This is a genomic window from Flavobacterium fluviale, assembly GCF_003312915.1.
Taxonomy (GTDB): Bacteria; Bacteroidota; Bacteroidia; order Flavobacteriales; family Flavobacteriaceae; genus Flavobacterium; species Flavobacterium fluviale.
On sequence record NZ_CP030261.1, the window covers coordinates 4,309,832 to 4,333,135 of the forward strand.

General features: G+C 32.3%; 25 protein-coding genes and 1 tRNA gene. 13 read left to right on the top strand and 13 right to left on the bottom strand.

The window, feature by feature from the left end; all coding sequences use genetic code 11:
• The first annotated feature begins 151 nt into the window (after positions 1-151).
• From tsaD to HYN86_RS18600, 8 genes are all read left to right on the top strand, one after another.
• Positions 152-1,174 carry a tRNA (adenosine(37)-N6)-threonylcarbamoyltransferase complex transferase subunit TsaD gene (gene tsaD / locus HYN86_RS18565; RefSeq protein WP_113679395.1) on the top strand — a complete coding sequence of 341 codons (1,023 nt, stop codon included), beginning with the start codon at positions 152-154 and terminating at the stop codon, positions 1,172-1,174.
• Positions 1,175-1,176: 2 nt separating this feature from the next.
• Positions 1,177-1,881, top strand: a complete 705-nt coding sequence (locus HYN86_RS18570) for a 16S rRNA (uracil(1498)-N(3))-methyltransferase (protein ID WP_113679396.1) — start codon at positions 1,177-1,179, stop codon at positions 1,879-1,881.
• A 149-nt stretch (positions 1,882-2,030) separates the two neighbouring features.
• Positions 2,031-2,669: a DUF4159 domain-containing protein gene (locus HYN86_RS18575; RefSeq protein ID WP_113679397.1), complete on the top strand. Its 639-nt coding sequence runs from the start codon at positions 2,031-2,033 to the stop codon at positions 2,667-2,669.
• Positions 2,670-2,679: 10 nt separating this feature from the next.
• Positions 2,680-3,177, top strand: a complete 498-nt coding sequence (locus HYN86_RS18580) for a TrmH family RNA methyltransferase (RefSeq protein WP_113680002.1) — start codon at positions 2,680-2,682, stop codon at positions 3,175-3,177.
• Positions 3,178-3,477: 300 nt separating this feature from the next.
• Positions 3,478-4,437: a zinc metalloprotease gene (locus tag HYN86_RS18585; RefSeq protein WP_113679398.1), complete on the top strand. Its 960-nt coding sequence runs from the start codon at positions 3,478-3,480 to the stop codon at positions 4,435-4,437.
• Positions 4,438-4,544: 107 nt separating this feature from the next.
• Complete coding sequence (locus HYN86_RS18590) at positions 4,545-5,636, top strand: AI-2E family transporter (RefSeq protein WP_113679399.1); 1,092 nt, start codon at positions 4,545-4,547, stop codon at positions 5,634-5,636.
• Between the two features lie 2 nt (positions 5,637-5,638).
• Complete coding sequence (locus HYN86_RS18595) at positions 5,639-6,820, top strand: class I SAM-dependent methyltransferase (protein WP_113679400.1); 1,182 nt, start codon at positions 5,639-5,641, stop codon at positions 6,818-6,820.
• A 5-nt stretch (positions 6,821-6,825) separates the two neighbouring features.
• Complete coding sequence (locus HYN86_RS18600; RefSeq protein ID WP_113679401.1) at positions 6,826-7,392, top strand: hypothetical protein; 567 nt, start codon at positions 6,826-6,828, stop codon at positions 7,390-7,392.
• On the opposite strand, the gene HYN86_RS18605 is transcribed toward HYN86_RS18600, so the two are convergent.
• Complete coding sequence (locus HYN86_RS18605) at positions 7,393-8,040, bottom strand: M15 family metallopeptidase (RefSeq protein WP_113679402.1); 648 nt, start codon at positions 8,038-8,040, stop codon at positions 7,393-7,395.
• Positions 8,041-8,231: 191 nt separating this feature from the next.
• Between HYN86_RS18605 and HYN86_RS18610 the strand changes: the two genes are divergently transcribed.
• Positions 8,232-8,747, top strand: a complete 516-nt coding sequence (locus HYN86_RS18610) for a hypothetical protein (RefSeq protein ID WP_113679403.1) — start codon at positions 8,232-8,234, stop codon at positions 8,745-8,747.
• Positions 8,748-8,868: 121 nt separating this feature from the next.
• Here HYN86_RS18610 and HYN86_RS18615 read toward each other — a convergent pair whose 3' ends face one another.
• Entirely contained in the window at positions 8,869-9,972 is a 1,104-nt protein-coding gene (locus tag HYN86_RS18615) for a fatty acid desaturase family protein (RefSeq protein ID WP_113679404.1), read from the bottom strand.
• Positions 9,973-10,135: 163 nt separating this feature from the next.
• Positions 10,136-10,465, bottom strand: a complete 330-nt coding sequence (locus HYN86_RS18620; protein WP_113679405.1) for a helix-turn-helix domain-containing protein — start codon at positions 10,463-10,465, stop codon at positions 10,136-10,138.
• Between the two features lie 122 nt (positions 10,466-10,587).
• Here HYN86_RS18620 and HYN86_RS18625 point away from each other — a divergent pair, with 122 nt between their 5' ends.
• Positions 10,588-10,857, top strand: a complete 270-nt coding sequence (locus tag HYN86_RS18625; RefSeq protein WP_113679406.1) for a hypothetical protein — start codon at positions 10,588-10,590, stop codon at positions 10,855-10,857.
• A gap of 12 nt (positions 10,858-10,869) precedes the next feature.
• Positions 10,870-11,076 (top strand): hypothetical protein, encoded by a 207-nt coding sequence (locus HYN86_RS18630; RefSeq protein WP_113679407.1) that lies wholly within the window; start codon positions 10,870-10,872, stop codon positions 11,074-11,076.
• Positions 11,077-11,109: 33 nt separating this feature from the next.
• Here the strand turns inward: HYN86_RS18630 and HYN86_RS18635 are convergent, their stop codons facing one another.
• On the bottom strand, positions 11,110-11,931 hold the full coding sequence (locus HYN86_RS18635; RefSeq protein ID WP_113679408.1) for a phospholipase A: 822 nt from the start codon (positions 11,929-11,931) through the stop codon (positions 11,110-11,112).
• Positions 11,932-12,206: 275 nt separating this feature from the next.
• Here HYN86_RS18635 and HYN86_RS18640 point away from each other — a divergent pair, with 275 nt between their 5' ends.
• Both HYN86_RS18640 and HYN86_RS18645 read left to right on the top strand, forming a co-directional pair.
• Positions 12,207-12,785 (top strand): hypothetical protein, encoded by a 579-nt coding sequence (locus tag HYN86_RS18640; RefSeq protein WP_113679409.1) that lies wholly within the window; start codon positions 12,207-12,209, stop codon positions 12,783-12,785.
• Between the two features lie 3 nt (positions 12,786-12,788).
• On the top strand, positions 12,789-14,909 hold the full coding sequence (locus tag HYN86_RS18645) for a cation:proton antiporter (protein ID WP_113679410.1): 2,121 nt from the start codon (positions 12,789-12,791) through the stop codon (positions 14,907-14,909).
• Positions 14,910-14,965: 56 nt separating this feature from the next.
• On the opposite strand, the gene HYN86_RS18650 is transcribed toward HYN86_RS18645, so the two are convergent.
• From HYN86_RS18650 to HYN86_RS18690, 9 genes are all read right to left on the bottom strand, one after another.
• Positions 14,966-15,039: transfer RNA gene (locus HYN86_RS18650), tRNA-OTHER, on the bottom strand.
• Positions 15,040-15,061: 22 nt separating this feature from the next.
• Entirely contained in the window at positions 15,062-15,514 is a 453-nt protein-coding gene (locus HYN86_RS18655) for a hypothetical protein (RefSeq protein WP_113679411.1), read from the bottom strand.
• A gap of 430 nt (positions 15,515-15,944) precedes the next feature.
• On the bottom strand, positions 15,945-16,148 hold the full coding sequence (locus tag HYN86_RS18660; protein WP_113679412.1) for a hypothetical protein: 204 nt from the start codon (positions 16,146-16,148) through the stop codon (positions 15,945-15,947).
• Positions 16,149-16,217: 69 nt separating this feature from the next.
• Entirely contained in the window at positions 16,218-17,618 is a 1,401-nt protein-coding gene (locus HYN86_RS18665; RefSeq protein ID WP_113679413.1) for an exopolysaccharide biosynthesis polyprenyl glycosylphosphotransferase, read from the bottom strand.
• Positions 17,602-18,024, bottom strand: coding sequence for a VanZ family protein (locus tag HYN86_RS18670; RefSeq protein WP_113679414.1), 423 nt, complete (start codon positions 18,022-18,024; stop codon positions 17,602-17,604). Before HYN86_RS18670 ends, HYN86_RS18665 begins: the two co-directional genes overlap by 17 nt.
• A gap of 26 nt (positions 18,025-18,050) precedes the next feature.
• Complete coding sequence (locus tag HYN86_RS18675; protein WP_113679415.1) at positions 18,051-20,390, bottom strand: exopolysaccharide transport family protein; 2,340 nt, start codon at positions 20,388-20,390, stop codon at positions 18,051-18,053.
• A 100-nt stretch (positions 20,391-20,490) separates the two neighbouring features.
• Positions 20,491-21,186, bottom strand: coding sequence for a polysaccharide biosynthesis/export family protein (locus HYN86_RS18680; protein WP_162789403.1), 696 nt, complete (start codon positions 21,184-21,186; stop codon positions 20,491-20,493).
• A gap of 187 nt (positions 21,187-21,373) precedes the next feature.
• The gene (locus HYN86_RS18685) at positions 21,374-22,120 is read right to left on the bottom strand and encodes a glycosyltransferase family 2 protein (RefSeq protein ID WP_113679417.1); all 747 of its coding nucleotides are present in this window, start codon (positions 22,118-22,120) and stop codon (positions 21,374-21,376) included.
• 237 nt (positions 22,121-22,357) lie between these two features.
• Positions 22,358-23,302 (bottom strand): UDP-glucuronic acid decarboxylase family protein, encoded by a 945-nt coding sequence (locus tag HYN86_RS18690; RefSeq protein WP_205334620.1) that lies wholly within the window; start codon positions 23,300-23,302, stop codon positions 22,358-22,360.
• Positions 23,303-23,304 lie beyond the last annotated feature (2 nt).

Sequence of the window (23,304 nt, forward strand, 5' to 3'; positions counted from 1 at the left end):
CTGATAACTGTTTTAATTTTTGTTTTCTTTTAAATTTATTTGAACAGACAAAGAACGGCTGTTTTTGATAAAAATTCTTTAATTTTGGTCACTTCTTAAATCAAATAAATAATTTGATTTGTCAAATATAATTCAAAATTTGTGCCTTTATATGCAAAATCAAGAGGTTTTTATTCTAGCCATCGAAAGTTCCTGCGATGATACTGCTGCCGCGGTTTTACATAACGACAAAGTATTGTCAAATGTTGTAGCCAATCAATTAATTCACAATCAATACGGAGGTGTTGTTCCTGAATTGGCCTCGCGAGCGCACCAGCAGAATATTGTACCCGTAATAGATGCTGCACTTCGTAAAGCAAATGTACAAAAAGAACAGTTAAGCGCAATCGCATTTACGCAAGGTCCGGGCTTAATGGGGTCTTTATTAGTCGGAACTTCTTTTAGTAAGTCATTGTCTTTGGCTTTGCAAATTCCGTTAATTGCTGTAAATCATATGCATGCCCATATTTTAGCACATTTTATTGATGAAGAAGGATATGACAAACCTGAGTTTCCTTTTTTAGCCTTAACTATAAGCGGCGGGCACACACAGATTGTAAAAGTCAGCAGTTTTTTTGATATGGAAATCATAGGAGAAACGACAGATGATGCTGTAGGTGAAGCATTTGACAAAAGTGCCAAAATTTTAGGGCTTCCTTATCCAGGCGGACCTTTGATAGATAAATATGCTAAAGAAGGAAATCCAAAAGCTTTTACTTTTACAAAACCAAAAGTGCCTGGATTAGATTTTAGTTTTTCGGGACTTAAAACTGCTATTTTATATTTCATTCAAAAAAATAAGCAGGCAAACCCAAATTTCATAGAAGAAAATCTAAACGATATTTGTGCTTCGATCCAGCATACGATTATCGAAATTTTAATGGATAAAATAAAACTGGCGGTAAAAGAAACCGGGATTAAACAAATCGCTATTGGCGGAGGTGTTTCTGCCAATTCTGGAATTAGAAACACATTAAAAGAAACAGAAAGCAAATACGGCTGGAAAACTTTTATTCCGAAATTTGAATACACTACAGATAATGCCGCAATGATTGGAATTGTAGGCTATCAAAAATATTTATCAAATCGTTTTGAAACTTCTGCGGTAGTTTCTAAAGCGCGAATTCAATTTTAATCATGCAGTTATTTTTCAATCCAAATATAGACGAGACCACTCAAAGTTTTTCTTTTGATAAAGAAGAGAGCCGTCACATTATAAAAGTTCTTCGAAAAAAAGATTCAGATATCCTGCATGTTACCAATGGTTCTGGATTATTGTTTGAAACCCAGATTACATTGGCTTCTGACAATAAATGCATCGTTGAAGTTCTTTCAATAACGAATGCTGAAAAACCTAAATTTCATTTGCATTTAGCCGTTGCGCCAACTAAAATGAATGATCGTTTTGAGTGGTTTCTGGAAAAAGCAACCGAAATTGGAATTCAGGAAATTACACCTATTTTTTGTGATCGTTCGGAACGAAAAGTAATTAATAAAGATCGTTTCGAGAAAATTATTCTTTCGGCAATGAAACAATGCAACGAAACTTTTCTGCCTAAATTAAATGAAGCAATTTCTTTTAAAGAGTTTATTAAAAAACAGCAAAATGGCTTACAATTGATTGCCCATTGCGAAGAAACAGATAAAAAATCGCTGAAAGAAGTTTTAAAGCCAAACGAAGATGTTACCATTTTAATTGGCCCAGAAGGTGATTTTTCTGAAAAAGAAATAACACTAGCTCTAGAAAACAATTACAAGCCAGTGACTTTAGGAAATACACGTTTGAGAACAGAAACCGCAGCAATTGTGGCTTGCCATAGTGTTGTGTTTTTTAATGAATAAATTAGCAGCACAAAGTTTGTCATCCTGAGGAACGAAGGATCTCACACGTAACTAAACAATAATTGGCAACAAACTATACGGAATTTCTATTGTGATTTCTCCTTCGTCGAAATGACAAAAAATGCGAAAACAAGATATTTAAAACTTACATGAAAAAAATATTCTATTTATTGTTCCTTTTTTCAATCTCTTCTTTTTCACAAGAAATTGCTTTGCTTAAATACAGCGGAGGCGGCGACTGGTATGCCAACCCAACATCATTACCCAATTTAATCAGTTTTTGCAACGCCAATATTTCTACTCGCATCAAAAATAAACCTTCGACCGTAGAGCCAAGCAATCCAGATTTATTTTCGTATCCGTTTGTACATATGACGGGTCACGGAAATGTAGTTTTCAGCGATTCTGATGTAACTAATCTTAGAAATTACCTAACGGCGGGCGGTTTTCTGCATATTGATGATAATTACGGAATGGATCAATTCATTCGTAAAGAGATTAAAAAAATATTTCCGAATAATAATTTAGTGGAGATTCCTTCAAATCATCCTATCTTTCAAAAACCGTTTCCATTTCCAAACGGATTACCAAAAATTCATGAACACGACGGAACTCGTCCGCAGGCTTTTGGTATTTTTATAGACAATAAATTGGTTTTACTCTACACTTATGAATGCGATTTGGGCGATGGCTGGGAAGATGCCGAAGTTCATAATGATCCAGCAAATGCTAGAGACAAAGCTCTAAAAATGGGTGCAAACATCATCAATTATATTTTTACCAATTAAATTTAAAGAAGTGCAGCTTACTCACGAAGAAAATCAATTTGAAAGAAAGACGTTTCCCATCACTTTAGTTTGTGATCATATTTACTTTCAACAGAATATTGGTTCGTTATTCAGAATTTCTGAAGCTTTTGGAGTAGAAAATATTATTTTCTTTGGAAAAGATATTCCGCTGACACCGCGTAAAATCAATAAAACTTCCCGAAGCACGCATCTTCATGTCGCTCATTCTATAATTGAAGATTTTACTGAACTTCAATCTTTTCTATTAGACAATGATTTTGAAATTATTGCATTAGAAATTGCCTCAAACAGCAAACCTTTAAAAGAAGTTTTTATTCCAAAAAACAAAAAAATCGCTCTTTTGATTGGAAGCGAAATCAATGGAATATCAGAGGAACTTCTAAAACTTTCACATCAAATCGTGCATATCAATATGTTTGGAAAAAACAGCAGTATGAATGTGGTTCAAGCTGCGAGTATTGCTCTTTATGAGATCACTTCAAACTAATTATATTGAGTTCTAAAGATTTATTTTTTACAAATCATTAATTTGATTTCCAACAATTTGATTTCTAAAATAATCGTTTAACGCACAAATTTTTACGACGAAATACACTTTAAAAAACAAAAACAAAGTAAAACCTTACTAATATTTAAAGTTGTATTTTTGTAAGAACCAGTGTTTGTAAGGCACTGTAAAAATTCGCACAAAATATTCTTTATAAAATTTTTCTGTAATATAATTTTGTTATAAAATTGCGCTAATGTTTAACTAATCAACATTTTTATAACAAAAACCCAAACTATTATGAAAAAAGTTATTATTACCACATTTGCAGCATTACTGTTGTTTGCATGTCAAAATGAACAATCTGATTCTGCTAATTCAGATGCGTCTGCAGCTTCACGCCGCGGGTGCGCAACTCAAGAAGTTTTAGAAGCTCAATTAAAAGCAGATCCGATGATGGCAATCAGGATGAATGAAATTGAAGCTTTTACTGCAAAACATTCTCTTACAAACTTTACAGGCCGTTTAGTAAATGGCAAAATTGAAATTCCAGTTGTAGTAAATGTTCTTTACAGAACTGCAGCACAGAATATTTCAGCGGCTCAAATTCAATCACAAATCGATGTATTGAATAAAGATTTTAATGCTTTAAACTCAGATTACAATAATGTACCTGCTTTATTTTCAGGAGTTAAAGCAAACATAGGAATTACTTTTGTTCTAGATCAGGTTATTAGAAAATCTACTACCAAAACTTCTTGGGGAACAAATGATGCCATGAAGAAAACAGCTCAAGGCGGCATTGCACCTACTTCTCCAACTACTAAATTAAACATTTGGACTTGCAACATTGGAGGCGGTATTTTAGGTTATGCTCAATTTCCTGGCGGATCTTCCTCTACAGATGGAGTTGTTATCGACCCTCGTTATTTTGGATTATCTGGTTCTGCAAATGCTCCATTTAATTTAGGAAGAACTGCTACTCACGAAGTTGGACACTGGATGAACTTACGTCACATTTGGGGCGATGCAACTTGCGGAAGCGATCTTGTTGCTGATACTCCTACGCATAACGAAGAAAATTATGGAGTTCCTGCATATCCACATTACAGCACTTGTTCTGGAACACCTGTAGAAATGACTATGAACTATATGGATTATGTTGATGATGCAGCAATGTACATGTTCTCAACAGGACAAAAAAACAGAATTTCAGCAATTTTTACAGCTGGAGGCGCAAGAGCTTCTTTTGCACAATAGCCTATCCTAAAATATGCGAGAAAGCGAGATGTTTTTCATCTCGCTTTTTTTGTTTAAACCCATATTTTAAAATGCTTTTTGCTATATTTATAGTCTAAAATTAAAAAATGATAACGTCAAAAACTATTTCTAACGGAATTTTAAGAGCTTTAGCAACAATCTTAATAATTGGTATCGTATTATACTTTTTATATTCAATTCAAACAGTAATTGTATACTTATGTATTTCATTACTTTTATGTTTAATTTCAAATCCGTTGGTCTTATTTTTAAAAAATAAATTGAAGTTCAGCAACTCCTTAGCTGCAACAACCACTATCATTCTTTTTGTCTTTTTAATTGCAGGATTCATACTTTTATTTGTCCCGCTGATTATTTCCCAGGCCAACAATTTAGCGCTTTTAGATACGGCGCATCTTCAGACTAAATTTATGGAAACAGAAAGACATCTTGAAGAATATTTTAATGTCCAGCATATTGATTTAAATAAAGTTATAAAAGATTCTAAACTTACATCGGTACTGGATTTCAGTTATTTCACAGGATTTATCAATTCGATACTTAATTTTATGGCCGATATGGGAATGGGATTAGTATCGGTGTTTTTTATTACTTTCTTTTTTATTAAAGATCAAACTGTTTTTAAAGATCAAGCCAGAAGAATACTTCCAGATTCAAATGAAGACAAAATTATAAACTCAATTACCAAAATAAATCATTTATTGACCCGCTATTTTATTGGTTTACTATTACAATTAATAGTGGTCTTTATTCTATATCTTATTGTATTAATTATTTTCGGAAATAAAAATGCATTTGTGATTGCTTTTTTATGTGCTATCCTAAATATAATACCATACTTGGGGCCAATTATTGGAACTACTTTGGCTGGAATTCTTACTATGATCAGCATGATCGGGCAAGATTTTCAATCGGAAATTCTGCCGACTACAATTTATGTAGTAATAGGCTTTTTAGTAGTTCAGGCTATTGATAATAATATCAGCCAGCCTATAATTTCGTCAAAAAGTGTAAATTCGCACCCGTTAGAAATATTCTTGATCATTTTAATAAGCGGTATCACTTTTGGAATTGTCGGCATGATCATCGCGGTTCCGGTTTTTACAATGATTAAAGTGATTTTAAAAGAATTTTTTCCTAACAATAAAATTGTCTCCGTATTAACCGAAAGAATTTAGCTTTGAACACTTCTATTTTGCATCCAGATATTCAAGAATTTATCATTCAAAATACTGGTGCAGACTTAACGAAATTAGCGCTTCAGAAAAATCCATTTCCAGATGTGGAATGGATTTTAATTTTAAATCAAATTGAGGCTAGAACAAAAGCAAAAGAGAAACTGCCAACTTGGTTTTCGACTTCAAATATTATTTATCCAAGTAAGATTTCAGTCGAACAAACTTCATCTGAAAAAACGGCTGCGTACAAAGCCGATTTGATTTCCGGACAAACTTTAATTGATCTTACCGGCGGCTTTGGTGTCGATGATTATTATTTTTCGAAGAAATTCAAAGCTGTGACGCATTGCGAAATCAATGCTGATTTATCTGATATTGTAAAACATAATTTTAATCAATTAGAAGTTAAAAACTGTACTTTTTACAGTGGTGATTCGATCAATATTTTGGAAGAATCTGATCAGAAATACGATTGGATTTACATTGATCCATCGCGCAGAAATGACGCGAAAGGAAAAGTTTTTATGCTGAAAGACTGTCTGCCCAATGTTCCTGAACTTCTCGATTTTTATTTAGAAAAGGCAGATTCGATTTTAATTAAAACTGCACCATTACTAGATATTTCAGCTGGATTATCTGAATTAAAAAATGTAAAAAACATTCACATCATTGCGCTCGAGAATGAGGTTAAAGAATTGCTTTTTGAAATTCATAAAAATTACTCGGGAGAAATCACCATAAAAACGGCCAATATTCTAAAAGAAAAAACAGAAACTTTTGAATTTGTTTTAGGAGAAGAAATGACTTTTCCACTGTTTGATGCACCTAAAAAATATCTTTACGAACCCAACGCCGCGATAATGAAATCGGGCGGATTTGACGAAGTGGGTCTTTCGTTTGAAATTGACAAACTACATAAACATTCTCATTTGTATACTTCTGAAAATTTAATTGATTTTCCGGGACGCAGATTTGAAATCCAAAAAGCAATTTCATACAACAAAAATGAAATGAAAATCGAACTTGCTAATAAGCAGGCCAATATAACAACTCGAAACTTTCCTGAAACAGTTGAAAACATTCGAAAAAAATGGAAAATAAAAAATGGAGGTAATTTGTATTGTTTTTTTACAACAGATGTAAAAGATAACAAAATAGTTTTAATTTGCACCAAAATAATCTAAAAACAATGAAACAACTATTTACTCTAACTCTTTTTTTATTAACTATTACCGCATTTGCCCAAAAACCATGTGAATACAGCGTAAATGTAAATGACTCCATTGGAAGTTATAAAGTTACCAATGAATATTTAATGAGTGAAAAATATTTTGGAGGCAGCTTTAATTATATTTTCTTTTCTCTGGCTCAAACCGATGGTTTACCGACACTTAATCTTCAATCGATACAAAAAAGTAAAGATTTTATAAAGGCAAACTGTTTTGACAAAAATTCAAAAATATTTCTACAATTAGAAAACGGAAAGATTGTAACCTTAATGCACGTTAATCAAGAAAACTGCGGTACATTAATTCGTGATGATAAAGGTTTTGACAATCGTGTAAATACAGGGATTTTTATGTTTATGAAAGATAATTTTGAAGAACTTAAAAAATCTCCAATTTCGATTATGCGAATTAAGTACCTTACAAATACCGAAGATTACATTGTAAAAGCCGAATTGACTTCTGAATTAAGCGGTAAAGTGACGCATCCTAACACTTATTTTATCGAAAACATTCGATGTGTTGAATAATTAATCGCACTTCCATTTCTGATTGGCAACTTTATCTTTTAAACCCGATTTTAAATTATAATGCCACCACTCTGAATCAAATGAATTGAAGCCGTTTTTTATCATAACCTTTTTCAAATAGGCTCTTTTAGATAAAATTTCTTTTGAAAGCTGTTTGAAATTATGGCTGGCCTGAATTCCGAAAAAATCAAAAGGAGTACCCATATCTACTTCTTTTCCTGTTATATCAACTAAAGATATATCTACGGCTCCTCCTCTATTGTGGATGGAGCCTTTTTTTGGATCTGCCACATACTCTGGATTCGACACAATTTTCCACATTTTTTTTTGAATATCTAAAGGACGGTAGCAGTCGTATAATTTGATTTTGTAACCTTTTTTCAAAAAGTCATTATTAGCAGCAATTAAAGCTTTAACGGTTTTTAATCGCAGCATGCATTCGGCACAGTCATAAACTTTCGCTTTTAGAAAATTATCTTCAGTTGCATACTTCATGTCGTAAATAAAGTCATTGCTATAATCTCTAAGTCTTACGAATGTTGTGTCGGCAATTTCTGTTTCAACAGGAGTTGTGTATACTTCATTTTGTGCCTGTACTCCTGCCGTCAACAAAAGAAAAGTGACTAAAATTTTTGAAAAAGAATTCATTGATAGATAATTTTAAAAAATTGAAGTTAAACAAAAAAAATTAAAATTACTGATTCTTTAAAATTCAAATGGTTCATTGGTGTTTTATAAACGCCGAAAATTCCTTTCAAAACAGACATTATTTTAATATCTTTATGAATATTAGACCATTACAATATATTTTAATTTATTAATTCTAAAATCAGTTACTTATGAATTGCCGTGCCAAATCCATTTCTCTAGTAATGCTGAGTAGTTTAGTCTTTTTTTCCTGTAAAAAAGAAACCGTTAAAAGTGTTCCCACAACAGATTCGACATCAATTATAACACACGCATTACAATCAGATTCAGCTGTGATTAATCCGGCAGACACTTTAAACGATCTGACTGATAAAAGTGTCATTGGAACTCAATTTTTAACAAAGAGCAGTCTGGCCCCAAGATTACAAAAATTATTAGGTCCAGATTACAATCAAATGGTTGAATACTGGAATACTGAAACTCCGTTTGAAAAACAAGAAAATATCCTGCATGCGTGGGGATGCAAGCAGCATGACTGCAGTACGTACTCTTACGATCTTTTTATTGATGTAAAAAACAATAAAATAAATGTTTACAAATTTGAAAAATCTAAACTAACCGTTTTTAAAGAGGACGATTTTGAAATAGAAATTAAAGATCGATTTTTAAAAGATCTGGATGTAAAAAGGGAGAATATTAAGGAGTGATGGTTAATGGTTAATGGTTGATGGTTGATGGGTAATGGGTAATGGGTAATGGGTAATGGTTAATGGTTAATGGTTGATCGTTTATGGTTGACTTTTAATTTTTAATTTTTAATTCTTCTATTCAAATTTCCCCCGTCATTAAAATATTCTCTTTTACTCCTTTATTTTTCAGCATTCTGAAGTGTGAACGCACAGCGTGGTAAAAAGGATATGAAGTATATGGCAGATTATATTCTTCGGCATAACGTCTTATAATCGGGGTGATATAGGGATAATACGTGTGGCCGACGCCTGGAAATAGATGATGTGCTACGTGATGCGTAAATCCTCCGTATAGAAAATTGGCAAGCTTGCTTTCTGTACTAAAATCTTTAGTTACAATCATTTGGTGCATTGCCCACGTGTCAGAAAGATTTCCTTCTTGGTCGGTATTGGGAAAATGGGCATCTTCATCAACATGAGTAGAAACCAGCGCGACCACTCCAATTGCACTGCCGCACATATGCATACAAAGCCAGGCGAAGAGAACGATATACCAAGGCTGGCTTAAAAGCATCATGGGTACAAAAAGCAGATAAATTAGATTTATAATTTTGGCTGCAAATAATCGATAAATTTCCTGTTTCGGAATTTTTTCAACTATTTTTTTCACGTAATTGTCTTTAGTCCCAAAAAAATCTTTAAAGTCTCTTATATATATCCAGTTAAGGCTGTAAAAGGGATAAATTAGCCACATATAAATATGCTGGTATTTATGATAGTTGAATAGTGGACTACTAGGAAAAATGCGGATGATATCGCTTTGTTTTATATCTACATCCCAATCTGGAACATTCGGATACGCATGATGCAGACTGATATGCCGGCGCATCCAGAGCCAATGATTACTGCCGAAGAGCTCTAAAACATACAAGAACCACTCGTTATGTTTTGGCTTTTTAAACAAAGCTCCATGCGCTGCATCATGAAAAGCATTAATAAATAATGCGATCATTGTAATTCCAGACAAAGTGTAAAAAAGAAAGAGTAGATAAGTCTGGTTTCCAAAAATTAAAATGCATCCATAAAATAAAAAGAAAGCGGCTAAAAGTCCGAGAGACTTTACAACATTTAATACGTATAAAGATGAGTTCTTTAAGATGGTTTCATTCACTTCTAAACGCATCTTTTTAAAAAAATCATCAGTTCCGGGTTTGACATATACCGGTCGTTTTAATTTTTCCATGTGGTTACTGGCTAGAAATTGTCTATCAAATTTAATAAAAAAATCTTAACCCGCTGCAGTACATTTGTTTAACATTAAACATATCCAAATAAAAAGCCGCTCTAAGAAGCGGCTTAAAATCTATTTTTTTGTAGTTAGATATTTTTGGAAATTTTATGGAGCATTACTCCTCAAATTTTTTCTCTGCGAGACGCAGCCTAATGGTATGTATACGATCCTCGATATCTTCTAAATCGTTTAGAATATCATGTTTTTCATAAACGGCTTCTGTCTCATTCACCATATTTTGTTCATTTTGTTGAGCAAATAGGTCATTTAAATCTACATCAGGAAAATTTTTACTTAAACTAATAATAAATTCAGAACCAATATTAGCTGTACCGTGTAAATATCTCCCAATCATTGCGGGACTAAATCCTAAAATTTGTCCTACCTCTTTTTGCTTTAATCCTTTATCCTTAAAGAATTTGCTTAATTTTTCGTGATACATCATTATTTAAAATCAGAAAAAAATGTAGTTTAAATATATTTTTTAACATTCGAAAAGATAAAAAGTATAATATTATTCCTACATTTACTTTTTTATTGAAATTATAAGTTATAAATAGCAAATATATGTCAAAATTAATCAAAAATAGCAATTTTAAAGAAGATAATTCTCACAACATAAAAGCTTACGAATTTATAGACAAGTATTTACCGGCGACATATGTAGATCTAACCCTTGACTGTATGACAAAAAAAGGCCAGACAGCACCCAGTAAAGCTTTGATTAGAAATGTAAGGAACAAAACGATAGTAAGAAATGATATTTTGTTAGCATTAGTTGAAGTGGCTACCGAAAACAGGGATATGGTTGAAAGAATTAAACTTTTAACTTCTTAAAATTTAACTACGATGACAAACCAAAATAAAAATAAGGCAGGGAAATATCAAACCAATTCCAACCTAGATAAATTTGAAATCAAATCTTCTACTCTAGAAACTTTTACAAATATACCTAATTTATACGGAATGACTCTAAATCAATACATTGAAGGAGCAGAAATTCATGCTAAATGTTTTGATCAGTTAAAAGAAATTAATTTACTGGTTGAAAATTAAAAATTTATCTCATGAAAATGGCATCTCAAAAATCTAAAAAATGCCCATACTTTCTGGTTTAATCGTGAATCCTAAGCGAAGCATACTTCTATGTTCTTGATAGTCTATTAAACTTTCTGTGTAACCCACAAACCATTGCAGTGTGATATAATAATTTTCATCTTTATATGGTCTCCAGTTTAGTTGTGTCTGCAAAGATCCGTAATTGATAAGACCGCTTCCTTTTCTAAAAAGGACATCGGCACTCCATCTTCCTGGCTGAATCTGATAGGTTGCGCTTGCTTCGCCATAACCGACATATTTAGTAAGTCCTGGATTGTCTTCTTTATCAACTAATGGAAACCATCCTCTTATTCCAACTGTCCATCTTGGGGAAACTTGCGATTTTAAAGAAAAAGCAAGCATGTTCCAAGTTCGCGAATAAATAGAATCTCTTCCGTTTGATTCGTGTTCTAGAGAAATAGTTCCGTAGGTAAGTCTTCCGCCTTTTAAATAAAACGGACGAACGATGGCAACACCAGGATTAAAATTTATTTCTGAAAATGGTTTAGAACTGGCATAAATGTCCCAAAAGGCTTTTTGAGTATACATTAAATAAGGGAAAAATCCGCCCCACAAAGGTTTTGAATTTAATCGAAGTTTAAAACTGACTTGGTATTTTACATCCGCAGAATTTCGGGTAATGGGTTCGCTAAGAGGCACGCCAGTTAAGAAATAATTATCCCTATGAACAGAAAAGCTATGCTCTTTTAACAGCGAATCTGCTGCGCGAAAATTTTTCTTCTCTTCTACGATTTGCGAATTCGCAGTAATTGAAAATAAAATAAAAAAAGTAACTATGTATTTAAAATGCATTTCTATAATTTAAGCTGCAGCTTAATTGCAAGCTTAAAGACTAAAGTACACTATTTTCCATCAGCTTTAAAATTGATTTTTAGCTCTAAAAAATATTTTTTTAACTGTGTTGCATCTAATTATTTTTCTGCTAAAATCTAAACTTAAGAGAGACTTAATAGGCCAAAAACTGCATTTTCAGCAATTAATTCAGTATCTTAGAAAATCTTTTTTACACTTTCAGCGGTGTAATTCTGTTTACTTGTCCAAAAATGTAAATCCACAAAACTGTTTTTATGAAAAAAATGCCTCTATTATTATTTCTTGCATGCTTACTTATTTCATGTGAAAACAAAAAAGAACTAGAACTCCAAAAGAGAGAAAAGGCTTTAAATTTAAGAGAAGAAAAAATAGCCGGAAAAGAGTCAGATTATCAATTACTGCTTTCTTTTCGCGACAGCATTTATGCTTTGAAAGATAGTGTTACCAAAAATCCAGCAATAGCAGTAAAAGAATGGCCCGATGCTATTAAAGGTATTTGGAACAGTAAAATGCTGTGCCGTGAATCTAACTGCAGCCAATATGTAATAGGAGATCAGCGTAATGAATCCTGGCAATTTTTATCTGATTCTACAGGAATTTACACGAATGTCTTAAATAATAAAAAACTGACCCGCGTTTTTACAGCAAAATATATTGAAGATAAAATATTGCTCGAATTTAAAGGTGACAGTACTTCTAAAAATAATATAAAGATGAATGTGGTTCTTGATGATATCAAACCCAATGTCATTAAAGGGACTCAGACAATAACGGGACAGGATAATTGCTCTGCCAGATTTTCTGTAGAACTTAATCTTCCTCAAAAAAAATAAAATATGTTATTAAGTATACAACACCTCAGCCTGCCTTTAGAAGATCCCTTGCTAAAATTCCTAATCGAACTTATTATAATATTGTGTATTCCGCTATTATTAAATAAGATAAAAGTACCTCATCTTTTAGGGTTGATCATAGCTGGAGCTGTAATTGGCCCAAACGGATTTAATGTGCTTGCACGAGACAGCAGTATTGTGGTAACTGGAACTACAGGACTTCTGTACATTATGTTTTTGGCAGGTCTTGAGATTGATATGGGCGATTTTAAAAAGAATAAATGGAAGAGTATTACTTTTTCAATCTACACTTTTATAGTCCCATTTGTGCTTGGATTTATAGGCGGTTATTATATTTTACATTTTTCGATTTTAACTTCGGTGTTATTTGCCAGTTTGTTTTCTTCTCATACGCTTATTGTATATCCTATGATAAGTAAATTAGGAATTGCGAAAAAACTGGCTGTTAACATTACTGTGGGCGGAACAATGATTACAGATGTCCTTTCACTTGTTGTACTAGCAGTTGTCGTAGGAATGTCACAAGGAGAAGTAGGAACTGCGTTTTGGATCAAATTATCATTTTCTATGCTGGTATTTGCTTTAATTGTTTTACTAGTATTTCCAATTATAGCACGCTGGTTTTTTAAGAATGTAGAAGATAAAATTTCTCAATATATATTTGTTATCGTCATGATCTATCTTGCTGCTTTACTGGCAGAACTAGCAGGAATTGAAGCTATTATTGGAGCCTTTTTTGCTGGTCTTGCTTTAAACAGACTTATTCCGCATACTTCGTCATTAATGAACCGTGTAGAATTTGTTGGAAATGCTATTTTTATTCCTTTCTTCCTTATTAGTGTCGGGATGCTTATAGATTTTAATGCTTTTATCCAAAGCTGGGAAACTTTGGGTGTGGCTTCTATTATGCTTATAGCTTCTATTGGAGGGAAATATGCAGCGGCTATTTTGACTAAAAAAACATTCCGTCTAACTAATGACGAGGGTACGCTTATTTTTGGAATGAGCGCTGCTTCTGCGGCTGCAACATTGGCTTCGGTAATGGTGGGTTATAATATTATTTTATCTGAGACGGAAGCAGGAGAACCTATCCGTCTTTTAAATGAACATGTGCTTAACGGAAGTATTTTACTAATATTGGTTTCATGTACTATTTCATCATTTGTTTCCATGGCGAGTGCGCAAAGAATATCAGATTCTGATAAAGAAGAAACTGTTGCCGGTACAAGTCACGAAAAAGAGAACATTCTTATGGCATTAAACCATGAAGAAACTGTTGAAAAAATAGTTAATCTTGGACTTCTTATAAAAACAAAAACGAATAAAGACGGCATATTTGCTTTGAATATTATTAATGAAGAAAAAAGCGAATCTTCGTCAAAAAATGCAGAAAAACTACTTGGCTCGGCTGTAAATATGGCAGCTGGAGCAGATGTCAAAGTGAATCCAATTACCCGACATGATAATGATGTGGTGTCTGGGATAAACAATGTCGTTAAAGAACAGAATATAACAGATCTAATCATTGGTTTAGAAGGAGAGAAAGGCTTTTCACCTTCTTTTATTTATAATCTTTACAATGGATATTTGCGTAACAAGGAAATAAATGTAATTATATATCATACTGTGCAGCCTATTGCTACCATTAAAAAATATACCGTTGTTATTCCGTTTAATGCAGAACGTGAAGCTGGTTTTTTTCATTCTTTATTGAGAATATGGAACATTGGTAAAAATTCGGGTGCCAAAATGAACTTTTATGCGAACAATAAAACAATTGAAGTTTTAAAAAGAATCATTAAAAAAGCAAATATTGAAGCCGTTTTTAATAATGTAACTTCATGGAAGGAATTACAGGAAGTTTCATATAATTTGGAAACAGATGAAGGTTTAATTTTATTAATGCCAGACAGAAACATGCATTCTTATTTTTTTCAGATGCAAAACATACCCGAACTTTTAAATAAGACCATGAAAAATCATAATTATATGCTTATTTATCCTTTTACAAAAATTGATAAAACCGTTACTGAAAAAAGGGCGGTAAGTAATCTAGATGATTTTGCAGATATTGGAAATATTATCGGAAAACTGTTTAAATAAGATACACTATTTAAGGAATCAATAAAGAAGCCGCTTTAAATAAAGCGGCTTCTTAGCGAACGCAGAAGGGTTCGAACCTCCGACCGTCCCGAATAAATTCGGGGACTCTAACCAGCTGAGCTATGCATTCGTGTTTTCATTTATCGTTTTCATTACATCATAAAATATAAAGCTCTTTGAAGAACCTCCAGCTGCTTCTTGGGCATTTTTGATTTTACAAATCGCTTCTGGGGTATTTTCGGAATTAAATTTGAAGATTTTTCGAAGCACATTCTCAAATCTTCAAAAATTTCGTTTTTACTTTTAGATGCATCGATCAAAATTAAATCTTTGATTTCTTCGATTCTCGCCAAACTGTTATAGAGATGTTTACTAAATAAGCAAACCATAAAATTTGTATTTATTCCTTCTAATTGAAAAAAATCCAGCAGCTCCGAATATTCATATACTACGAATACAGAATGATCATAACTAGTTGATTTATTCTCATTTTTCAGCAAAAAGGAATCTTCAGAAAATTCAAAATCAGCTTTGAACTTTCTTTTAAACATCTTTAAAAAAATCCCTTTATTATCTCGAACCAATACTTTTTCTTTTTTAATCATCTCTTAAGAGTTAGCATCTTTTTTAATGGATTACACTTTGATAACTTAAAACATTCTTAGCAGCAACAGAAAATCCCAGATAGAACTGTATCAAGATCTTTTATTAGCATAATAATTTCTTCCTGCTTCAGCCTTTTCATTAAACCTATTTAATGCATTAAATAAGCCCTGAAAAAAGCAGTTCTAACAAGAAGAATTTGTAATATAATAAGATTGGGAGCTGTAAAAGTGTAGGATGAAAACTGGTGCTTATCTACAAATAAATTAAAAGATAAACTCCTAAGATAAAGGGAGTATTAAAGTGCGGCATGCAGCGACGGGAAATGGACTAAGCTCGATACCTATCGAGCTTAGTCCATTGAAATGCCTGACTTATTAATTTTTACAAATCAATAAGCATTTTAAGGAAATTAAATTAGAAAAATCGGTCTTAGACTCCAACATTCACGTTTGGACTTTCTGACGGACTGTAACTTTTTAGTTTTTTAATTTTATCGTTCAATTTTAGAACACGATCTAATTGCTTTTGCTGAATAGTATATTTTGTATAATATTTATACCATTCTTTTCCAATAAAAAAGGTTGTCACAGAAACTCCTGTGAGTAAACCAATAAGGTAATTAGTAATATCCATGATTATCAGTTATTAGTTTATTTTTAAATTTATTTTTGGTTTCTATTTTTGAGTTTAATATCTATTCTTTTAAAAAGCATTTTTATCTCCTTTTAAGGTAACTATGACTGTTAAAAAGCAAATTTTAATATCCTTAATTAAGCTCCAGCGCTGTACATATTCGATATCTGTTGTAACGCGTCGTTTCATGTCTGATACTTTTTTGGTTTCGCCTCTTAAACCAGAAACCTGAGCCAGACCGGTAATTCCCGGTTTAACGAAATGACGCACCATAAAATTATTAATATGGTCATTGTAGTCTGACGTATGTTTAATCATGTGAGGGCGAGGTCCTACAACACTCATATTTCCTATCAAAACATTAAAAAATTGAGGCATTTCGTCTAAACTGGTTCGGCGTATAAATTTTCCTATCGGCGTGATACGGCTGTCTCCTTTTTGGGCCTGCTGGGTTTCGTCTCCAACATTTATATACATGCTTCGGAATTTATAACACCAAAAGTGCTGATTCTTTTTTCCTGTTCGCATTTGTTTAAATAATACTGGCCCTTTACTTTGTTTTTTAATGAGAAAAGCCAATAAAGGATATAACCAGGACAAGACAAAAACAATAACCAAAATGCTGAAAGCAAGATCAAAAACTCTTTTTGCTAATCTGTTATAAGCATTTTGTAAAGGCTCAAAACGGGGCTTAATGACATGGAAATTATTTAAATGAGTTGAATTAAAATGTTTTTTTGAAATGGATGAAAAATCTGGAACAAATTTTAAACGCATGCAGTGCTTATCACCAAGTTCAAAGAAATAATTCAAATCTGAAATAAAATCAGGCTTTGTAACAATGTATAACTCATTTATATTGTTTTCAGATGCATTATGAATCGCATCAAAAAGCGCTAAGGAAAAATCTTCATTGCTATTATATTCTACAGATGAATTTTCATTGAGAATCCCCACAAAATTGATAAAGAACGAATTGTTTTCTAAATGGGAAGCCAATTCTATACTTGTCTTATTAAATCCCCATATTGCAACAGTATATTGTTTAAAAACCCAGCCTTTTATTTTTCCAATTACTACGGTAAATATGATTCTCGACAATAGAAAATATGACAATAGAAAACTTAACTGAATTAAATTGGCTTTGCTGCCAAAAAAATACAACACATCATCCTGAAAAATGAAAATATAACTATGCCATAGAATTCTTTGTGTAAAGAAAGCCCGCCAGCTGTTGCGAAAAAATTCATCTAAACTAAAAAGAACGTCTACTCGATACAGTTGAAAATAAGTAACTGAAAATAACCAGCTTAAAATTGTTATAGGAATCATTTTATTTAGAAATAAACCATTCCAGCCAATATTCTCTTCTGTTGCAAAATTCAAAAATAGAATTGTACCAAAGACCATCGCAATCATGTCTACAATAGCACAACACATTATGAAAGTAAATTTATGTCTGTTTCGCATTTTTTAATTTTTTCAATAGATTGTAACCTAGTGCTCCTATTATACTTCCTGCAATTCCAAAAAAAACATCTGCTAAATCGGGACTTCTTCTTTGAATTACAAACTGCCCTCCTTCGGCTATACAAACAATAATTGCTGCGAAGACTATGTTTTGTATGAAATTCAATTTTCTGTTACTATTATTACTTAAATCGTTTACATCGCTATGTTCTGTATAAACTTCCAGTAGAAAACCTAAAGCTAAAAAAGGAACAGCTGTTCGCAGATTGTAATATTGATTACTCCAGTTTAAAAGCCATCTCGGCAGATAAGTTTCTCCCCCAAAACCGGGATCTGATAACCAGGAAAAATAAAAAACAGCGCCAATAACTAAGAATAATAACAATAGAACTATTTTATGAAACATTTTACTTTTTTTTATTTAGTATTTTCTCAGGCTTCTTTTATAGCAACGTTTCTTTTGTACCAAGGCCGTTTTACTTTTGGTGCCTGATATTGATAGCCATAGCTAACTCCGTATCCATATCCGTATGCTGTCTTCATGTTCACTCCGTTTATAACAATGCCCACATTTTTTAATTGCTCTTTTTTAATAAAATTACTTACCTGTTCCAAATTGCTCTTGTCGGTGTAATCATATTTTACCACAAATACTGTAACATCTGCCAGATAACTAAAATTTAGTGTATCAGATACTATTTGTACTGGAGCAGTATCTAGAATTATAAAATCGTAAATCTCTTTTGCTTCTTCAATTAATGATTCAAAATTAGAATTGGTAATTAATTGAGACGGATTAGGAGGTGTTTCTCCCGCAAACAGAACATCAAGATTTTTAGAAAATTTGGTGTCTTTCTGCAAGAATTCTTTCCAGTCATCAGTTTTATTGGCTAAGAAATTAGAAAGGCCTCTTGCGTTTCTGCTTACATTAAAATAATCATGTAACTGAGGGTTTCTTAAATCGACACCAATTAACAGTACTTTTTTGTTGAGATTACTTACCGTAATAGCATTATGAAACGCGCAAAATGATTTTCCTTCTCCTTGAATTGATGATGTAAATAATATCACACTTCCTTTATTATCCTTTTTCCTAGGCAGTAAGTAGGAAATATTAGAAACTAATGCCCTTGAAGCCTCTGCAATTAAAGAACGTGAAGTAGCCGTATTATCTAATTTTTCGCTGACATTTATTTTCGGAATATGACCTAAAATCGGAATATCAGTAATTACTTTCTGAATATCTTCTTCGTTATGAATTTTGGTATCCAAGTATAAACGAACATAAGTTATTCCAAAAGGAACAAGTAGACCTAACAAAAATGCACCGAGCATAAATGCTTTAGGCTGAGGGAAAATTGCAGAATAATTTGTTTCGGGCGCATTAAGCGTTTTTAGGTTCGATTCTAAAATAGCGCCATTTAAAACTGCTTCTTCCTTCTTTTGCAGTAAAGCCACATAAGTTTCTTCTTTTGTCACAAGGTTGCTGTTGATATTTCCCAGCACCTTATCTTTTGTTGGAATACTTTTTACTTTGGCATCTGCAATACTTTGTTCAGATCTATTGGTCCTGCTTGTTTGATTCAAAAAGTTTAAATAACCTTCCAGACTATTTAGTATTTCCTGCTTTTGGATTTTTAATTGAGTTACTAAGCTAATATATGCCGGATTATTACTTTGTGCTCTTTGCAGTATTAATTGACTGTCCATAAGTTTTGCATTGTAATTTACAAGCATTTGATTGACAGTACTGGATTCTAAATTGTAATTGGCACCTAAACTTTGAGTAGCACCAGATTGTCTAATATCATTAATCGCAAAATTTGTCAGCGCTATTTGTTTTTCGTTGAGCTGCGAGCTTTCTTTTTTCTGACTTCTATCTGCAGTTTGTTCTACAATATAATTGTCCATTACGCCAATATCATTATTTTGCAGGTATCTTTCCTTTACGCTTTCAATAGAATCTTTTTCTTTTGTGAAATTTTTTATCCTTTGATTTAAGTAGGAAACGGTATTTCTAAAGACTTTTTGTTTGTTGCTGACAATACTTTTATCCAGCTGAACAATGATTTCGCTTAATATTTTTCTTGAGCGGTCAGGACTTGATCCGATATGTTTAAGTTCTAATACGCCTTTTGCATTTTCATCAGATAAAACAACAAGAGATGATTTTAATTCTTTCAAAGCCTCGCTTGTTGGCTGCAGACTTACTTTATATTCATTTTCAAAATAGTAAGAAGGACTTTTCTTTGCTTTGGCAGATAATTGAATTTTAAAAGGCAGACCATATACCGTTTCTTTTCCGTCATACCCTTTTACATTATAAATCCTTTCTGAATTTGGATCTGTTATAATAAATCCGCTGTTGTTTATTTTAATTTCATAGGAAATCTGCGGTAAGGAATCTTTTGAAACCGTTGGTGTTAAAACAAAAGGAACTTCATTTATATAATTATTTTGTACTGTAAATACCTTTTCATAATAAGTGAAATTTAAATTGAGATTCTTTACAACATCCAATAAAAATTCATTTGATGTTATTAATCGAATTTCATCTTCCAATTTATCTTCATTACTTTTTTTGTCTGTGCTGATGGTAATTATTTTGGTTTGGTCTTCCTGTTTTTTGTCCAAAAAGATCATAGCAGAAGTTTCGTAAGTTGATGGCACTACTTTGATAAAAATAAAAGCGGCACCAACAAATACAATCAAGCTAACCAAAAACCAAGGCCAATATTGAAAATACTTTAAAAATTCTTTCTTTAAATCCATAACTATTTAATTAATTAAATACAGTTGCATTGTTAACAATTAGTGCATTTAGTCTAAACATTAAAAAACGTATTTACTCTAATTTCACTATATCAATTCCTTAATTTGCAATCACAATAACAAGCGCTGCGAGAGAAGCTGCTATTCCCAGCAGTTGTAATGGATCTTTTATTACTCCCCCGCTATTTACTTTTAGTTTATTTGGGGTTACGACAATAACATCATTTTGTCTGATTCTAAAATTTGGGTTGGACATCCAGGAAGCAGTGGTCAAATCTATATGGTAAACCAAACGTTTTCCGTCTACCTCTCTAATCAGTTTTATATCTTTTCGAATTGCCGAATAAGTTAAATCTTTTGCCAGTCCCAAAGCATCTAGTAAACTGATAGATTCTTCTGTAAAGGAGATTACTCCAGGAGAATTTACTTCTCCTAATATGGTAAACTTATTGTTTAAAACCCTTACCTGTACTGTAGGATTTACGAGGTAATTTTCGTTTATCAATCGTTCTTTTATTTTGATTTCTGCGTTGGCAGGCGTTAGACCTCCTACTTTAACTTCATTTAAAATAGGCATCATAATAGTTCCTTGAGGATTAACCAAATAGCCTGAGAGTTTCATCATTTCTACAGAGCTTTGCTGGTTACTCGTACTACTTGTAATATTAAAAGGTGCCGCAACTAATGGATTGAGGTCTCCGACATCAATTTTTAAAATATCGTTTGGCTGTATTTTAGGCGAAGTATAATTTATTGTGGAATTTGCATAACTATCCAGATCTTGTAAATAAAGCATCTGTTTTTTTGTAGTGCAGGACTCCAGTATCAATAAAGGCAATAAAATTATCAAAAGGAAAATTTTCTTCATGTTAATTGTGGTATATATTAGTATTCTTTAACTACTTTCTAATTCCGCGAATTCAAATTTTACTGATGCCTATACTTCTTAAAAAACAATTATTAAAACGAATTAATCATTTCTTTTAATGAACTATGTACTGTTTTAAAGCAATTGTTTTCTTTAAAAAGACAGTGCCCATTGCAGCTAAACCGTGAAATTTGTAAATTCTATAGTCTTCCTTCAAAACCTCAAAAGCACGTTTGAAACTAGTGCTCATGCCTCCCATTCTCATTTTGACGATATAAGAATTGATGTAACTCATTCTAATTTCGTATTTGTACAGATAACGAAGCAAAAACTCTGTATCTGAAGCAATTTTAAAATCAAGATTGTAAAGACCATTTTTGTCAATTATGTTTTTTTTCAAGTACACTGTAGGGTGTAATGGAAGCCAGCCTTCTTTAATTTTTTTGAGACTAAAAACACCTCCAATTCTATTTCGAATTAAGCGTTCATTTTTATCGTTTGAAACATAAACTCCATCGCCGTAAACTCCGTCTATACTGGGGTCAAAATTAAAACGGGCCGCGATTTTTGAGATGGCGTTTTTATCATAAAATTCATCATCAGAGTGCATCAAACCGATAACATCTCCAGTAGCCAATTTTAATCCTTTATTTATCGCATCGTACATACCTTTGTCAGGTTCTGAAATGTACTGGCTTAGTTTATCTTTATAAGACTCAATAATTTCTTTTGTACCGTCTGAAGAATTTCCATCAACAATGATATATTCGATATCATTATAATCTTGTTCCAGCACACTTTTGATTGCTTGCTCAATAGTACTTTTGCGATTGTAACAAACTGTGATTATAGTAACTCTCATAATAAGTATTTTTTAAATTATAATTATTTTTCATAGTGTACTGTCTTTCACAATTTCAAGTTAAAATTAAAACAAAGGTGTTTTACTAAAAAATGTTCTCGATGAAGCACCACAATACTCGTTAAAAGCACAAAAAAGAAGGCTTGAAAATATAGTGTGCAAAAATCTGTTTCCTTAATAAGGAAATTGAGAGAAAAAAACAGTCGAAATAGAAGTGTATTTTGTAAAAAGAAGTCTCTATTGATTTAACAATAGTGTGTCAAAATAATTAATAGTTGTAACTAAACCCTCTTTTAATTGTATTTTTGGTTCCCAGCCATTAAGTTTATTCTTCGCTAAAGAAATATCTGGCTGTCTTTGTTTTGGATCGTCCTGAGGCAGATCCAAATGAATGATTTTTGATTTTGAACCTGTCAATTCAATAATTGCTTCGGCCAATTCCAGCATAGTAAATTCATTTGGGTTTCCTAAATTTACAGGTCCTAGAAAAGATGGTTCAGAATTCATCATCCTTACCATACCTTCTACCAGATCATCAACATATTGAAAAGATCTGGTTTGCAAGCCGTCTCCAAAAATCGTGATATCTTTTCCTTGTAAAGCCTGCACAATAAAGTTTGAAACTACTCGTCCATCTGCAGGATTCATATTAGGACCATAAGTATTAAAAATTCGAATGATTTTAATAGCTACTTTATTTTGATTGTGATAATCCATAAACAATGTTTCGGCACATCGCTTTCCTTCATCATAGCACGAGCGGATGCCAATTGGGTTTACATGCCCCCAATAACTTTCGGGCTGAGGATGTATCAATGGATCACCGTATACTTCACTGGTACTTGCCTGTAATACTTTTGCATTTACACGTTTTGCTAATCCTAATACATTGATTGCTCCCATTACAGAAGTTTTTATCGTTTTTATTGGATTATACTGGTAATGTACAGGAGATGCAGGACAAGCCAGATTGTATATTTCATCAACCTCAGCATAATATGGTTCTGTAATGTCATGTCTTACCATTTCAAAAAACGGATTTTCTAATAAATCTATAATATTGGATTTTGCTCCAGTAAAATAATTGTCCAGACAAATCACTTCATTACCTTCATTTAATAATCTTTTACACAAATGTGAACCTACAAATCCAGCTCCGCCAGTTATCAATATTCTTTTCATAT

Excerpts from the sequence above, each read along its gene's own strand:
- HYN86_RS18635 (WP_113679408.1), bottom strand. The coding sequence starts at position 11,931 with ATGCATTTTAAATACATAGTTACTTTTTTTATTTTATTTTCAATTACT.
- HYN86_RS18575 (WP_113679397.1), top strand. The coding sequence starts at position 2,031 with ATGAAAAAAATATTCTATTTATTGTTCCTTTTTTCAATCTCTTCTTTT.
- HYN86_RS18670 (WP_113679414.1), bottom strand. The coding sequence starts at position 18,024 with ATGTTTCATAAAATAGTTCTATTGTTATTATTCTTAGTTATTGGCGCT.
- HYN86_RS18605 (WP_113679402.1), bottom strand. The coding sequence starts at position 8,040 with ATGAATTCTTTTTCAAAAATTTTAGTCACTTTTCTTTTGTTGACGGCA.
- HYN86_RS18645 (WP_113679410.1), top strand. The coding sequence starts at position 12,789 with ATGTTATTAAGTATACAACACCTCAGCCTGCCTTTAGAAGATCCCTTG.
- HYN86_RS18655 (WP_113679411.1), bottom strand. The coding sequence starts at position 15,514 with ATGATTAAAAAAGAAAAAGTATTGGTTCGAGATAATAAAGGGATTTTT.
- HYN86_RS18600 (WP_113679401.1), top strand. The coding sequence starts at position 6,826 with ATGAAACAACTATTTACTCTAACTCTTTTTTTATTAACTATTACCGCA.
- HYN86_RS18570 (WP_113679396.1), top strand. The coding sequence starts at position 1,177 with ATGCAGTTATTTTTCAATCCAAATATAGACGAGACCACTCAAAGTTTT.
- HYN86_RS18585 (WP_113679398.1), top strand. The coding sequence starts at position 3,478 with ATGAAAAAAGTTATTATTACCACATTTGCAGCATTACTGTTGTTTGCA.
- tsaD (WP_113679395.1), top strand. The coding sequence starts at position 152 with ATGCAAAATCAAGAGGTTTTTATTCTAGCCATCGAAAGTTCCTGCGAT.
- HYN86_RS18685 (WP_113679417.1), bottom strand. The coding sequence starts at position 22,120 with ATGAGAGTTACTATAATCACAGTTTGTTACAATCGCAAAAGTACTATT.
- HYN86_RS18675 (WP_113679415.1), bottom strand. The coding sequence starts at position 20,390 with ATGGATTTAAAGAAAGAATTTTTAAAGTATTTTCAATATTGGCCTTGG.
- HYN86_RS18620 (WP_113679405.1), bottom strand. The coding sequence starts at position 10,465 with ATGATGTATCACGAAAAATTAAGCAAATTCTTTAAGGATAAAGGATTA.
- HYN86_RS18640 (WP_113679409.1), top strand. The coding sequence starts at position 12,207 with ATGAAAAAAATGCCTCTATTATTATTTCTTGCATGCTTACTTATTTCA.
- HYN86_RS18615 (WP_113679404.1), bottom strand. The coding sequence starts at position 9,972 with ATGGAAAAATTAAAACGACCGGTATATGTCAAACCCGGAACTGATGAT.
- HYN86_RS18625 (WP_113679406.1), top strand. The coding sequence starts at position 10,588 with ATGTCAAAATTAATCAAAAATAGCAATTTTAAAGAAGATAATTCTCAC.
- HYN86_RS18690 (WP_205334620.1), bottom strand. The coding sequence starts at position 23,302 with ATGAAAAGAATATTGATAACTGGCGGAGCTGGATTTGTAGGTTCACAT.
- HYN86_RS18680 (WP_162789403.1), bottom strand. The coding sequence starts at position 21,186 with ATGCTTTATTTACAAGATCTGGATAGTTATGCAAATTCCACAATAAAT.
- HYN86_RS18590 (WP_113679399.1), top strand. The coding sequence starts at position 4,545 with ATGATAACGTCAAAAACTATTTCTAACGGAATTTTAAGAGCTTTAGCA.
- HYN86_RS18665 (WP_113679413.1), bottom strand. The coding sequence starts at position 17,618 with ATGCGAAACAGACATAAATTTACTTTCATAATGTGTTGTGCTATTGTA.
- HYN86_RS18610 (WP_113679403.1), top strand. The coding sequence starts at position 8,232 with ATGAATTGCCGTGCCAAATCCATTTCTCTAGTAATGCTGAGTAGTTTA.
- HYN86_RS18660 (WP_113679412.1), bottom strand. The coding sequence starts at position 16,148 with ATGGATATTACTAATTACCTTATTGGTTTACTCACAGGAGTTTCTGTG.
- HYN86_RS18630 (WP_113679407.1), top strand. The coding sequence starts at position 10,870 with ATGACAAACCAAAATAAAAATAAGGCAGGGAAATATCAAACCAATTCC.